Raw genomic sequence first — 13,384 nt, forward strand, 5'->3', positions numbered from 1 at the left:
ACGCTCGCGGCAACGCTTGCCGTGGCGGTCGCGCTGCCGGTGCTGCTCGGACTGGGTGTCTGGCAGCTCGAGCGCGGGCAGGAGAAGGCGCGGCTGCTGGTGCAGGCCGCGGCGGTACAGGCGCAGCCGCCGCTCGATCTGGGGCGGGCCGGGTCGGTCGATTTGATCGACGATCATCGGCCGGTGACGGTGCAGGGCGTTTTTCTGGGTGAGCGCCAAGGCCTGCTCGACAATCAGGTGCGCGATGGGCAGGTCGGGTACGACGTGCTGACGCCGCTCAGGGTCGAGGGTCTGGCCGAGGTGTTGCTGGTGGATCGGGGCTGGTTGGCGCGCGGTGCTCGCCGCAGCGATGTCCCGGCCTGGCAGACGCCAGCCGGGGAAGTGACGCTGATCGGCTATCTGCACCGCCCCGCGGACGTGCCGCTGGTGACCGGCGCGGTCAGCGACTCGTTCAGCGGCCGGTGGGTGGTGTCACAGATCGATCCGGCGCTCCTGGGTGAGTACCTCGGCATGCCGGTGTACAGCAGGGTGCTGCGTCTGGCGCCGCAGTCCGAGCACGGCTTTCGGCGCGACTGGCCGCTGATCTCGATGACGCCACAGCGGCACTACGGCTACGCCGTGCAATGGTTCGGGCTGGCCGGGGCCTTGTTCGGCATATATCTGGTGGCCGGGCTGCGACGCGCCCGGTCCGGTGTGACGGCGGAGGATCAATGAGCGAACAAGCGCGCGCGGCGCAGAGACGCAGCCGGCTGCTGCTGGTCGGGCTGGCGGCGCTGTTCTTCGGGCCGCTGCTGTTGTCCTGGGCTTATCGGCAGCTGGGCTTTGACTGGTACCCGGCGCCCCGGCTGTCGGGGGTCCTCATACAGCCGCCGGTCGCCGTGCCGCTCGATGCCGTGACGGCTATTCCCGCCGGGCGCTGGAAGCTGGTTGTGACCGGCCCGTGTGATGACGCCTGCTGGAAGACGCTGATCGACCTGCGCCAGATAGGGCGGTCATTGCCGCGCTACCAGGAAGCCCTGGTGCGCCTGTATGTGCATCCGCCGGGGCAGGGTCTGAGTGCCGAGCGCCTTGAGGAACAGGCTGGCATGGTGCAGTTCGAAGACCAAAGTGGCCGATTGCTGGCTGCCCTGATCAATGCTGCGCCGCCATCCGACACGGCTTTTGTGCTGGTGGACCCACGCAACTTTGCCATGCTGCGCTTTCGCAAGGATTACGATCCGCGCGCCGCGCGCAAGGACCTCGACCACTTGCTGCGCCGCTTCGTGGCCAACTGACGGAGGGATCATTGACTCGACCGACAAAGCCGCGGGTGGCGCACCCCTTGCCCTGGCTGCTGGCAGCAGCGCTGGCGCTCGTCGTTGTGATTCTGGGAGCCTACACCCGCCTGTCGGACGCGGGTCTGGGATGCCCGGACTGGCCGGGTTGTTATGGGCATGTGGGCGTGCCGGCGAGTCCGGCGGCGCTGGATCGGGCCAATGAAGCCTTCGCACATCGGCCGGTGGAGCCGGCCAAGGCCTGGAAGGAGATGGTGCACCGCTATGCGGCCGGTTTGCTTGGCCTGATGGTGCTGGCGCTGACTGTATCCGCATGGAGGCGGGCGGCCGGACGCGCCTTGGCAACTGCGTTGCTGGCGCTGATCATCTTCCAGGCCGCGCTTGGCATGTGGACGGTCACCCTGCTGCTCAAGCCGGTGGTGGTGATGGGCCATCTGCTGGGCGGCTTTTCGGTGCTCAGCCTGCTGTGGTTGGGCTATCTGGGGGCGCGCTCGTTCGTGCCGGCCCGCCATCGGCCGCCTGTGCGGCTGCGTCGCCTGGCGCTCTTGGGTATCGTGGTGCTGGTGGTTCAGATCGCCCTTGGCGGCTGGACCAGCGCCAACTATGCCGCCCTGGCCTGCCCGACTTTCCCGAAGTGCATGGGTGAATGGTGGCCGCCGATGGATATGGCAGATGGTTTCGTGATGTGGCGGGGCCTGGGCGTCAACTACGAGTTTGGCGTGCTGGACAGTCCGGCGCGGGTGGCGGTGCACATGGCGCATCGAGCCTGGGCCGTGGTCACCTTTCTGTATCTGGGCGCCGTGGGGATTTATGCGCTGCGCCAGCCAGGGTCGCTGCGCGCGGCCGCTGCCGTCATGTTGACGCTGCTGGTAGCCCAGGTGTCGCTTGGCATCGCCAATATCTGGCTGCACCTGCCCTTGCCGGTCGCGGCGGCGCACAATGCCGTGGCTGCGCTGCTGCTGCTGGCGCTGCTGACCTTGACCCACACCCTTTATCGCAGCGGGACCGCGCGTGGCTGAATCGATACCGCTGGGTGCGCCACCGCTGCCGCTGTGGCGCGAATATCTGGAACTGTGCAAGCCGCGGGTGGTGGCGTTGATCTGCTTTACGGCCGTGGTGGGCATGCTGCTGGCGGTGCCGGGCATGGTGCCGCTGAACGCGCTGCTGGCCGGAAACCTGGGGATTTTTCTGGCCGCGTCGTCGGCGGCGGTGATCAATCAGGTGGTCGATGCCCGGGTCGATGCGCAGATGGACCGCACCCGCAACCGGCCCTTGCCCAATGGCAGCATCACATCGTCACAGGCGCTGGTGTTTGCGGCGGTGCTGGGCCTGCTGTCGATGAGCCTGCTGGTGGTGTGGGTCAACGTGCTGACGGCGGTGCTGACCTTTGCATCGCTGATCGGCTATGCGGTGATCTACACCCGCTACTTGAAGCGCGCCACGCCGCAGAACATCGTCATCGGTGGGGCGGCCGGCGCCGCGCCGCCGGTACTCGGCTGGACGGCCGTCACCGGCAGCGTGGATCCGCCGGCGCTGTTGTTGTTTCTGATCATTTTCGTGTGGACACCGCCGCATTTCTGGGCGCTGGCCATCCGCCGTCACGAGGAATACGCGCGGGTCAACATCCCGATGCTGCCGGTCACCCACGGTCTGGCGTACACCCGCCTGCACGTGTTGCTGTACTCGGCGCTGCTGCTGGCGGTCAGCCTGTTGCCGTTCGCCACCCGCTTTGCCGGCTGGCCGTATGCGCTGGCGGCGTTGCTGCTGGGCGGGCGCTTCATCCAGTGGGCAGTGCGGCTTTACCGCACGCAGGACAGCGCGGTCGCTTCGGCGACCTTTCGCTTTTCCATTACCTACCTGATGGGCTTATTCGCCGCGCTGCTGATCGATCATTACCTTGCCGGGTACGGCGTGCGCTGAAGCGTCGGCTGCCGGGCGTCCGCCAAGGGCGAATTTCACCGCGCCGACCAGCGCGAGGATCAGCAGCGCGGTCAGCAGGATCCCGGCCAGAATGATGTGCAGCGGGTTCGAGCGCGTGGTGCGCTCGTAGTTGCGGCGGTCGCGCACGCCCAGGAAAGCCCAGGTCATTTCCCGCAAGACGCCCAGGAAGCCGAGGCGCTGGCCGCCCTCGCTCATGCCGCGGCAGCCTGCAGGCGACGCGAAAGCCGGCCGAGCGCCTGGTTTTCCAGCTGGCGGATGCGCTCTGCCGACACGCCGTACTTCTCGCCAAGTTCCTTCAGGCCGGTCTTGTTTTCGGCTAGCCAGCGCTGCTCCAGGATGTCGCGGCTGCGGGCATCGAGCGTGTCCAGCCCTTCTCGCAGCAGCTGCAGCCGATGATCGGCCCATTGTTCCTCTTCAAGCGCCTGCGAAGGGTCCGGTCGCAGGTCGGCGATGGTCAGCGCCGGCGCGGGCAGGTCATCGTCGCTGGCGTCGGTGGCGGCATCGAAGGACACCGGCCGCTCGCTCAGACGGGCGTCCATATCCCGCACGTCCTGCGGGCGGACGTCGAGTTCCATGGCGATTTCCGCCGCCTGGGCGTCGCTCAGATGCCCCAGGCGCTGCTTGTGCTGGCGCAGGTTGAAGAACAGCTTGCGCTGCGCCTTGGTGGTGGCGATCTTGACGATGCTCCAGTTGCGCAGCACGTACTCGTGAATTTCAGCCCGGATCCAGTGCACGGCAAACGACACCAGCCGGATGCCACGGCGCGGGTCGAAGCGGCGCACGGCCTTCATGAGGCCGATGGCACCTTCCTGGATCAGGTCGGCCAGCGGCAGGCCGTAGCCGTTGTAGCCGCGGGCGACGTGGATGACATAACGCAGGTGCGAGCTGACCAGCTGACGGGCAGCATCCAGGTCGCCCTGATCCTGCAGGCGAACTGCCAGGGCGTGTTCTTCTTCGGCAGACAGATAGGGTGCCTGGTGGGCGGCGCGAATCAGTTGGTTGAGGTTGCCGACTGCCTGCAGCGGCAGGGGAACGGTCAGGGCAGTGGACATACAGTGTTTCCCTCGCGATGGACGCCAAAATGTTAGCACTCGGCCGATTAGAGTGCTAAATCCGTCCTGAGTTGCCGATGTGAGCCGCTCCCCGCCCGTGTCGGTGCGGTCGCTCCGCCGGGTTGACCCGGGCGGGTGCCGCTGCGTCTATCCGCCGCCGACGTGCCGGTAGTGTCCATTCAGCGCGCTAGCGGCGATGCCGATCTGCGTCAGGATATGCGCCGCTGCCGCTGCCCGTCGACCGCTGTTGCAGTAACACACGTAATGAACGGTCGGATCGAGGCGTCCGGCGTGCAGGCGAACTTCCTGCAGCGGCAGATTGTAGGCCCCCGGCAGGTGCGAGTTTTGCCACTCGCCGCGCTGGCGCACGTCCAGCCAGTGGCCGCCAGTGCTGATCAGTTCGATGGCCGCTGAGGCGGAAACCAGGGCTTGCTGCGGCGGCGTCTGCAGGCGCTGAAAGTCCTCCGCGGGCAAGCGCATCAGCATGCCATCGCTGATCATGCTGACCGTGGCGGTGCTGACCGGTACCCCGCCCAGTGCCTCGACGCCAAAGCATTCGCCTTCGCCCAGCTGCGACAGTTCGATCGACTCACCTTCGTCCGCCGGACTCTCGCGCGTCGCCAGCGCAGTGCCACTGTCGATGATGTAGAACTCGCCCACCGCCTCGCCCTGGTGGGTCATTACCTGGCGCTCCTGCACCGCCTGCGGCACGAAGCTTTGCATCAGTTCTTCGATGCGCGCTGCGGGCGTGCTGCGCAGGGCCGGGAAAAAGCTGTAGCGCCAGCGCCGCGGAATGCTCCGACTGAAGAACGCAGTGGCTCGATCCATGCTGCGACGCTCCACGACCGCCAGCTGGTCCCAGGTCGACATCAGGTCGACCAGCTCAAAGGGCACAGACAGCAGCACCACCTCCGAAAAGGCGGTCACCGACCGGAAGCGCCCGTCGTTGAGCGGATAGGCGGCGCTGGGGGTGCCGGCTTCGATGATGGCCGCCACACCAGTGGTTGTGACGGCACTGGCCTCGCCGGCCAGCAGATACAGGGATTCGCCGAACGGTTCGTGCGGGGCTTCGAAGATGAGGCTGCGATCGGCGGGTTCTTCGACGCGCGCCAGTTCGGCCAGCTCGACCAGCTGGGCGCGGGGAAACGTGGACAGCGGCAGGTAATGCCGGAGCTGGCTGAAATGGATCGCGCCTGACACGCGCTGCGGCTCCCCTGATAGGCCTGCCCGGTATTGTCACACGGGTCCAGGCAATGGCACGGGCGCGCCGGGGGCCAAGTCAGGGGATGCGCCGCACGCCCGTGTCGTTGCCGATCAGCAGCACGTCCGCGCCCCGGGCGGCGAACAGCCCATTGCTGACCACACCGGCGATGTTGTTGAGTGTCTGTTCGAGCTTGATCGGTTCCACGATATCGAGGCCGTGCACGTCCAGAATGATGTTGCCGTTGTCGGTGACGAAGCCGTGGCGGTACTCCGGCCGGCCGCCCAGGGCGACGATTTCGCGGGCCACGTAGCTGCGTGCCATGGGGATGACCTCCACCGGCAGCGGGAAGGCGCCCAGGCGCCCGACCAGCTTCGATTCGTCGGCGATGCACACGAACTGCCGGCTGGCAGCGGCAATGATCTTCTCGCGCGTGAGTGCACCGCCGCCGCCCTTGATGAGCTGGCGGTGCGGGGTCGCCTCGTCGGCGCCGTCGATGTAGACCGGCAGCGTGCCGGCGTCGTTCAGGTCGACCAGATCGATGCCCTGCGCCTGCAGGCGTTCGGCCGTGGCCACCGAACTGGCGACGGCGCCCTTGATGCGCTGGCGAAGCGCACTCAGGCAGTCGATGAAGAAATTCACCGTCGAGCCGGTACCGACGCCGATCACCTCGTCCTGCGGCAGGAATTCGAGCGCCGCCTCGGCGGCGCGCCGTTTGCCGATGTCCTGGTCAGGCATGTCTGCGGTTTCCTTCAGGGTGATACGCGGTAAGTGCCGTTATGCTCGACCACGCGCACTCGCTGGCCGACTTGGAACTGCTGCTCGCTTTGTTCCTGCACGATGGCCATGACGTTGCCGTTTTCCAGCCGCACGGTAATTTCCAGTCCGTCGGCCTTGGTCAGCAGACGCTCGCCGGCCTGTCCGGCCACGCCGCCGGCCACGGCGCCGGCCACGGCGGCCGCCTTCTGGCCGGTTCCGCCACCGACGGTACTGCCGGCAAGCCCGCCCAGCACGGCGCCGGTAGCGGCCCCCAGGTAGCCGGCTCGGCCTTCGATCTTGACCGGCTGGATGGCCTCGATGGTGCCGAATTTCACTACTTGTGCCTGGCGCGCTTCATCGCGCGAGTAGACGTTGCCGGCGGTGCTGGAGGCGCACGCGCCAAGGCCCCCGGCGGTTGCCGCGACGGCCAGCGTGACGAGGGTCAATCTGAAAAATTGAAATGACATACAGTACCTTGAGGTCGGGAAAGCCGTACCTGAGACACCGAGGCTGACCACAGGTTTCAGGGTGCCGATGCCTTGGGAAGTACGGAAGCATCCGGTATCTCCCGCAGCGAGGGGACGCGCCGCCGAAATCAGTGGCTGCAAGTAGGAGCCCGGCTCCGCCGGGCGATCATCGGACTGCGCGCCTACCAGCTCCTTCACCGGCGGCGGGCGCGCATTGTAGCGGCCGTGGCCCGGTCGCGTTCAGGTGCCGGATGGCAGGGCCATCGCCAGCAGCACCGCGGTCTCGATCAGCTCGATGGCCGCGCCGTAGACATCGCCACTGGCGCCGCCCAGCCGGTGCAGGGCGCCGCGGCCGATCAGGCAGACCAGCAGCGCTGCCAGCAGCAAGGCGCCGGGCGCCACGATCAGCGACAGCCCTGCGACCACCGCCACGACCAGCCAGCCGGTCTGGCGTGGCAGCCGCGCCGTGATCGCCTCTGCCATGCCGCCGGGGCTGCTGTAGGGCAGGGCGCACATCAGCGCCAACACGCCGCCGCGGCCGAGTACCGGCGCCAGCAGCAGCGGCAGCAGCTTGCCGTGATCGAGCGCCGCCGCCAAGCCGGCGAACTTGCCGATCATGACCAGCACCAGAGCGACCACGGCCGCGCTGCCGACGTGCGGGTCGCGCATGATGGCGCGCCGCCGCGTGGCGTCTGCATGGCCGCCCAGCAGGCCGTCGGCGCAGTCGGCCAGGCCGTCCAGGTGCAGCGCGCCGGTCAGCAGCGTCCACAGCGCGAGCACGATGGCCGCGGCGGCCAGCGGCGGCAGGTCGAACAGCCCCCAGCTGGCGCCGATCAGCAGTGTGCCCAGCAGCAAGCCGACCAGCGGGTAGGTCAGCGGGGCGCGTCCGACCTCGTCCGGATCGGGCGCGGTCGGCTGCGGCACCGGCAGCGTGGTCAGCATGGCAAGCGCCAGCCGCAGCGGGCGCCACAGGGCGGTGATCATGGTTGGCTCCCGGCAACGCCGGCTTCGCTGAACGTCGCCATTTCGCCATGCAGCGCGCAGGCCAGGCGCAGCAACGGCAGTGCGGTCAGCGCGCCGCTCGCCTCGCCCAGACGCATGTTCAGCGCCAGCAGTGGCGCGGCATCCAGTGCCCGCAACACGCGCTCGTGGCCCGGTTCGGCCGAGCGGTGGCCAAACAGCAGCCAGTCGCGTACCGCCGGCTGGATGCGGCAGGCCGCGAGCACCGCCGCGGTGACGATGAAGCCGTCCACCAGCAGCGGCAGCCCGCCCTGAACACAGGCGATGGCCGCGCCGGCGAGGGCGGCGATCTCGAAGCCGCCGAGGCGCCGCAGCGCTTCCAGCGGCTCGTCACAGTGCGCTGCATGCAGCGACAAGGCTTGCGCAATGACGGCCGCCTTGTGCCGAACTCCGGCCGCGTCGAGTCCCGTGCCCGGGCCCGCCAGCTGCCCTGGCGCCTCGCCCAGCAGCGCGCAGGCCAGCGCGGCCGCCGCGGTGGTGTTGCCGATACCCATCTCGCCGCCGATGAACAGCTGGGCGCCGGCGGCTCGGGCGCGCGCCACGGCATCCCGACCGGCCGTGAGTGCCGCGCCGAGCTGCGCGGTGGTCATGGCCGGCGCGATCGTGAAATCGGCCGTCATCGGCGCGATGTGGGCGTCGATCAGCTCCGGCAGCGGGCCGGGGTCGACGGCGGTGCCCAGGTTGACGACTTCAAGCTGCGCACCGAGCTGGCGCGCCAGCACGCCGACCGCCGCGCCGCCGCCGACGAAATTGCGCAGCATCTGCGCCGTGACCGCCTGCGGAAAGGCCGATACGCCCTGCGCGACCACGCCGTGATCGCCGGCAAATACACACACCTGCACGCGTTCGAGCATCGGCCGGTCTTGGCCCTGCAGGGCCGCGAGCTGCACGGCGAGCGCTTCCAGGCGGCCGAGCGAGCCCGGCGGCTTGGTGAGCCGCCCTTGCCGAGCGACGGCGCGGGCGGCGGCAGCCGCGTCCGGCACGGCGCAGGGTCCGTGCAGCCAGTCGAGGCTCACGGCAGGTCGCCCTTGAGCGCCAGCGGCAGCCCGGCCACGGTCAGCAGCACCCGATCGCAGCGCGCGGCGATGTCCTGGTGCAGCCGGCCGGCGGCGTCGCAGTAGCGGCGGGTCAGTTCCCCAAGTGGCACGATGCCCATGCCGGTCTCGTTGCCGACCATCACGATGTCGCCCGGCAGGTCGTCGAGCGCCTCGAGCAAGGCCTGCTGTTCGCGATCAAGAGCCCGATCGTCGCTTGCCAGCAGCAGGTTGGTCAGCCACAGCGTCAGGCAGTCGACGATCAGGCAGCCGCCGCTGCGGGCGTGCTCCCGCAGCGTGGTGGCCAGCGTGAGCGGTGTTTCGATCACCGTCCAGTCAGCAGGGCGGCGGACACGGTGTGCGGCGATGCGGGCGGCCATCTCGGCATCGCCCCCGGTGGCGGTGGCGATGTAGGTGACCGGCGGGCCGGATTCGAGCGCCAGCCGTTCGGCGAGGCGGCTCTTGCCGGAGCGCACGCCGCCCAGGATCAGCGTTTTCATGAGGCTTCCATGTTCAGAAGGGCGAGCAGGGCAGGGATGTCCAGATGCGCCTCGACGGCGTCGGCCAGGCGCTCGATGGCCGCCTCGCACAGCGCGGCAGGGTCGGGGGCGGCCAAGGGTTGAAGGCCGGCCCAGGCCAGCAGCGCGGCGCCGGCGGCCGGACTGTCGAACAGGCCGTGCAGGTAGCTGGCGAGAATCTGCCCGTCCTCGCTCAGCGCTCCGTCCGGACCGTGCGCCAGCAGCAGGGCCGGGCGCGACAGGGCCGGGCCGTGGCTCACGCCGGCATGGATTTCGTAGCCACGCACCGGCGCCTGCGCGAAGGCCAGCCGGCCGTGGCTTTGGCGCAGACATTTGTCGGCGTGCAGGGTCGTTTCCAGGTCCAGCAGGCCGAGCCCCGGCTGGCTGCCGGCCGGGCCTTCGAGGCCGAGCGGATCGTGGATGGCGCGGCCGAGCATCTGCAGGCCGCCGCAGATGCCGATCAGCTTGCCGCCGTAGCGCAGGTGGCGGCCGATGGCGGCCTCCCAGCCGTGCGCGCGCAGCCAGGCAAGATCCGCCGCCACCGCCTTGGAGCCGGGCAGGATGATCAGATCGGCAGCCGGGATGGGCTCGCCGGCGCCTACGTAGCGCAGCGCCACCTGCGGGTGCGCCAGCAGCGGATCGAAGTCGGTGTGGTTGCTGATGCGCGGCAGGGCCGGCACCAGCACCTGCAGGCGCGCCGCCGGCGGGCTGGCGGCGGGCGCCGGCAGGGCATCCTCGGCCGGCAGGGAAAGGTCATGCAGGTACGGCAGCACGCCCAGCACCGGCTTGCCGGTGTGGGCGCTCAGCCAGTCCAGGCCCGGCTGCAGCAGGCCAGGGTCGCCGCGGAAGCGGTTGATGACGAAGCCTTTCACGCGCGCTCGCTCGGCCTCCGACAGCAGCGCCAGGGTGCCGACCAAGTGCGCGAACACGCCGCCGCGGTCGATGTCCGCGATCAGGATCACCGGGCAGTCGACCTGCTCTGCAAAGCCCATGTTGGCGATGTCGCCGTCGCGCAGGTTGATCTCCGCCGGGCTGCCGGCGCCTTCCACCACGACGGCCTGATATTGCCCGGCCAGGCGGGCGTAGGAGTCCAGAACGGCTGTCATGGCCCGCGGCTTGTAGGCGTGATACGAGCGCGCGTCCAGATTGGCCACCGCCCGGCCGTGCAGGATGACCTGGGCACCCACATCGGTAGTGGGTTTGAGCAGCACCGGGTTGAAGTCCATGTGCGGGGCAAGCCCGCAGGCCTGCGCCTGCACCGCCTGGGCGCGGCCGATCTCGCCTCCGTCGGCGGTGACCGCGCTGTTCAGGGCCATGTTCTGCGGCTTGAACGGCGCCACGCGGACGCCACGCCGGTGCAGCCAGCGGCACAGGCCGGTCACCAGCGCGCTCTTGCCGGCGTCCGACGTGGTGCCCTGGATCATCAGCGTGGCGGCGGGCATGGGGAGTGGGCGTGGCAAGGCGGGGCGCCATTATCGGGCCAGCCGAGGCAGTGCGTCGGCAGCCGGGTGCCGGGCAGGTCGCTAGAATGGCCGATTCCTTTCCGCTTGCCGATTTCGGAGCCCGCCATGCCTGCCTACCGTTCCCGCACCTCCACCGAAGGCCGCAACATGGCCGGCGCGCGCGCGCTGTGGCGTGCCACCGGCATGAAGGAAAGCGACTTCGGCAAGCCGATCATCGCCATCGCCAACTCCTACACGCAGTTCGTGCCCGGGCACGTGCACCTGAAGGACCTCGGCGAGATCGTGGCGCGGCAGATCGAGGCCGCCGGCGGCGTGGCGCGCGAGTTCCACACCATCGCCGTCGACGACGGTATCGCCATGGGCCACGGCGGCATGCTGTATTCGCTGCCGTCCCGCGAACTGATCGCCGACTCGGTCGAGTACATGGTCAACGCCCACTGCGCCGACGCGCTGGTGTGCATCTCCAATTGCGACAAGATCACCCCCGGCATGCTGATGGCGGCCATGCGCCTGAACATCCCGGTGGTGTTCGTCTCCGGCGGGCCGATGGAGGCCGGCAAGGTGCAATGGAAGGGCGCCGAAACCGCCGTGGACCTGATCGACGCCATGATCGCCGCCGCCGATCCCACCGTCAGCGACGCCGAGAGCCTGGCCATGGAGCGCAGCGCCTGCCCGACCTGCGGCTCCTGCTCGGGCATGTTCACGGCCAATTCCATGAACTGCCTGACCGAGGCGCTGGGCCTGTCCCTGCCCGGCAACGGCAGCCTGCTGGCCACCCACGCCTACCGGCGCGAGCTGTTCGAGCAGGCCGGGCGCCTGATCGTCGAGCTGTGCCGGCGCTGGTACGAACACGACGACGCGCGCGCCCTGCCGCGCGGCATCGCCACGCGCGCGGCGTTCGAGAACGCCATGACGCTCGACATCGCCATGGGCGGCTCCACCAACACCGTGCTGCACCTGCTGGCCGCCGCGCAGGAAGGTGAGGTCGACTTCACCATGGCCGACATCGACCGCCTGTCCCGGCGCGTGCCGAACCTGTGCAAGGTGGCGCCGGCCACCGCCGCGTATCACATGGAAGACGTGCACCGCGCCGGCGGCGTGCTGGGCATCCTGGGCGAGCTTGGCCGCTGCGGCCTGCTGGACCTCACCGTGCCGACCGTGCATGCGCCGACGCTGGGCGAGGCGCTGGCCACCTGGGATATCGCAGCGACCGCCAATCCGGCTGCGCACCGGCTGTTCGGCGCCGCGCCCGGTGGCGTGCCGACCCAGGTCGCCTTCTCGCAGGCTCGCACCTGGGAGCCGGAAATCGACCGCGCCAAGGGCTGCATCCGCGACCTCGAACACGCCTACAGCCGCGACGGCGGGCTGGCCGTGCTGTACGGCAACCTGGCCGAGAACGGCTGCATCGTCAAGACCGCCGGCGTGGACGAGTCCATCCTGCGCTTTGCCGGCCCCGCGCGCGTGTTCGAAAGCCAGGACGATGCCGTCGAGGCCATCCTGGGCAAGCGCATTCAGGCCGGCGACGTGGTGCTGATCCGCTACGAGGGCCCGCGCGGCGGCCCCGGCATGCAGGAAATGCTCTACCCGACCAGCTACCTGAAATCACTCGGCCTGGGCAAGGCGTGCGCGCTGGTCACCGACGGGCGTTTCTCGGGCGGCACCTCGGGCCTTTCCATCGGTCACGCGTCGCCGGAGGCCGCGGCCGGCGGCCTGATCGGTTTGGTGGAGGAGGGCGACCGCATCGAGATCGACATCCCCGCCCGGCGCATTCATCTGGCCGTGGACGAAGCCGAACTCACCCGCCGGCGACAGGCGATGGAAGCATCCGCTACCCCGTGGCAGCCGGCCGCGCGCGATCGCGTCGTATCGAATGCCCTCAGGGCCTATGCCCGCTTCGCCACCTCGGCGGATCGCGGCGCGGTACGGGATCTCGACCGCTAGCCGCAGCGCAAAGCTAGCGCCTTTGGCCGGAACGCCGACCGGCTGACGGTGACTTCCAAGCAGGTTGGGCTGACGCAGGGAGCCCAACATTCCAAACCCACGCCCAAGCAACCACGATTGCCGGGGCAGCGCGACTGTCGTTCGGCGTCGAGCGTCATCAAGTAACGCGTCCCACCGGGGCCCCATCGCCTCGCAGCAACGCAGCGCATCATCGCGCCGCGTAGGCAACGTTGGGGTTCGTTCCTCACCCCAACCTACACGGGCTGCATCTTCTTTGACTCTGCTTTCGATACGGCCATCGTTCCCGCGTTCCGCTTCAATGTGAATGGTTACCTGATACGTAACGACGCCCTCTTGTGATGCCCAACGCTCAGGTTGAGCCGCGGCTCCGCCGAAGGCGGAGACGTCGGCTCGAACCTGTTGTTAGCGCGCCACTCACACCTCTATCAATATTTTTCATGATTCATAAGCTCGGTGAGATGTCTTAACTCACCTGACAAACTTCGCGCACGAACCACCGACGATCTAAGGAATCGCTGATCAATCCACCGAAACCGGCGCCGTGGACATGACGGCGCCAACGCGTGACCGAGCTGGGGGAAAAACGGCCCGTTTTCGGATGTGGATTGGGTAAATGTACGCGTTTCAGCCGGGTATTTCGGGTTTTGGGCTCCCTCAGGACGCACTGAGGCTGTGCCGCGCCCGCAAACGCCA

General features: G+C 68.8%; 14 protein-coding genes. 5 read left to right on the forward strand and 9 right to left on the reverse strand.

From position 1 onward, the window contains the following. The first annotated feature begins 21 nt into the window (after positions 1–21). From H5U26_RS10905 to cyoE, 4 genes are read left to right on the forward strand one after another with little or no spacing between them, the layout of a single operon-like run. Entirely contained in the window at positions 22–714 is a 693-nt protein-coding gene (locus H5U26_RS10905) for an SURF1 family protein (RefSeq protein ID WP_290619554.1), read from the forward strand. After that, on the forward strand, positions 711–1,274 hold the full coding sequence (locus H5U26_RS10910) for a hypothetical protein (protein WP_290619556.1): 564 nt from the start codon (positions 711–713) through the stop codon (positions 1,272–1,274). Before H5U26_RS10905 ends, H5U26_RS10910 begins: the two co-directional genes overlap by 4 nt. An 11-nt stretch (positions 1,275–1,285) precedes the next feature. After that, positions 1,286–2,293 carry a COX15/CtaA family protein gene (locus tag H5U26_RS10915; RefSeq protein ID WP_290619558.1) on the forward strand — a complete coding sequence of 336 codons (1,008 nt, stop codon included), beginning with the start codon at positions 1,286–1,288 and terminating at the stop codon, positions 2,291–2,293. Beyond that, the gene (gene cyoE, locus H5U26_RS10920) at positions 2,286–3,194 is read left to right on the forward strand and encodes a heme o synthase (protein ID WP_290619560.1); all 909 of its coding nucleotides are present in this window, start codon (positions 2,286–2,288) and stop codon (positions 3,192–3,194) included. The genes H5U26_RS10915 and cyoE overlap by 8 nt, the downstream gene beginning before the upstream one ends. On the opposite strand, the gene H5U26_RS10925 is transcribed toward cyoE, so the two are convergent. From H5U26_RS10925 to H5U26_RS10965, 9 genes are all read right to left on the reverse strand, one after another. Beyond that, a complete protein-coding gene (locus H5U26_RS10925) occupies positions 3,141–3,410 on the reverse strand; it encodes a DUF2970 domain-containing protein (RefSeq protein WP_290619562.1) in 270 nt (89 codons plus the stop codon). The genes cyoE and H5U26_RS10925 overlap by 54 nt on opposite strands. After that, positions 3,407–4,267 carry an RNA polymerase sigma factor RpoH gene (gene rpoH, locus H5U26_RS10930; protein ID WP_290619564.1) on the reverse strand — a complete coding sequence of 287 codons (861 nt, stop codon included), beginning with the start codon at positions 4,265–4,267 and terminating at the stop codon, positions 3,407–3,409. Before rpoH ends, H5U26_RS10925 begins: the two co-directional genes overlap by 4 nt. 147 nt (positions 4,268–4,414) lie before the next feature. Then, positions 4,415–5,467: a rhodanese-like domain-containing protein gene (locus H5U26_RS10935; protein WP_290619566.1), complete on the reverse strand. Its 1,053-nt coding sequence runs from the start codon at positions 5,465–5,467 to the stop codon at positions 4,415–4,417. Positions 5,468–5,546: 79 nt separating this feature from the next. Continuing rightward, a complete protein-coding gene (gene rpiA, locus H5U26_RS10940) occupies positions 5,547–6,206 on the reverse strand; it encodes a ribose-5-phosphate isomerase RpiA (RefSeq protein WP_290619568.1) in 660 nt (219 codons plus the stop codon). 14 nt (positions 6,207–6,220) lie between these two features. After that, complete coding sequence (locus H5U26_RS10945) at positions 6,221–6,694, reverse strand: glycine zipper 2TM domain-containing protein (protein ID WP_366055937.1); 474 nt, start codon at positions 6,692–6,694, stop codon at positions 6,221–6,223. Between the two features lie 240 nt (positions 6,695–6,934). Continuing rightward, positions 6,935–7,678, reverse strand: coding sequence for an adenosylcobinamide-GDP ribazoletransferase (cobS, locus tag H5U26_RS10950; RefSeq protein WP_290619572.1), 744 nt, complete (start codon positions 7,676–7,678; stop codon positions 6,935–6,937). After that, positions 7,675–8,730 carry a nicotinate-nucleotide--dimethylbenzimidazole phosphoribosyltransferase gene (cobT, locus tag H5U26_RS10955; RefSeq protein WP_290619574.1) on the reverse strand — a complete coding sequence of 352 codons (1,056 nt, stop codon included), beginning with the start codon at positions 8,728–8,730 and terminating at the stop codon, positions 7,675–7,677. The genes cobS and cobT overlap by 4 nt, the downstream gene beginning before the upstream one ends. Beyond that, on the reverse strand, positions 8,727–9,248 hold the full coding sequence (cobU, locus tag H5U26_RS10960; protein ID WP_290619576.1) for a bifunctional adenosylcobinamide kinase/adenosylcobinamide-phosphate guanylyltransferase: 522 nt from the start codon (positions 9,246–9,248) through the stop codon (positions 8,727–8,729). The genes cobT and cobU overlap by 4 nt, the downstream gene beginning before the upstream one ends. Continuing rightward, positions 9,245–10,708 (reverse strand): cobyric acid synthase, encoded by a 1,464-nt coding sequence (locus H5U26_RS10965; RefSeq protein ID WP_366055938.1) that lies wholly within the window; start codon positions 10,706–10,708, stop codon positions 9,245–9,247. Before H5U26_RS10965 ends, cobU begins: the two co-directional genes overlap by 4 nt. Before the next feature lie 126 nt (positions 10,709–10,834). Here H5U26_RS10965 and ilvD point away from each other — a divergent pair, with 126 nt between their 5' ends. After that, complete coding sequence (gene ilvD, locus H5U26_RS10970; RefSeq protein WP_290619580.1) at positions 10,835–12,670, forward strand: dihydroxy-acid dehydratase; 1,836 nt, start codon at positions 10,835–10,837, stop codon at positions 12,668–12,670. Positions 12,671–13,384: the final 714 nt, after the last annotated feature.

The organism is Immundisolibacter sp., from assembly GCF_014359565.1.
In the GTDB taxonomy this organism is placed as follows: domain Bacteria; phylum Pseudomonadota; class Gammaproteobacteria; order Immundisolibacterales; family Immundisolibacteraceae; genus Immundisolibacter.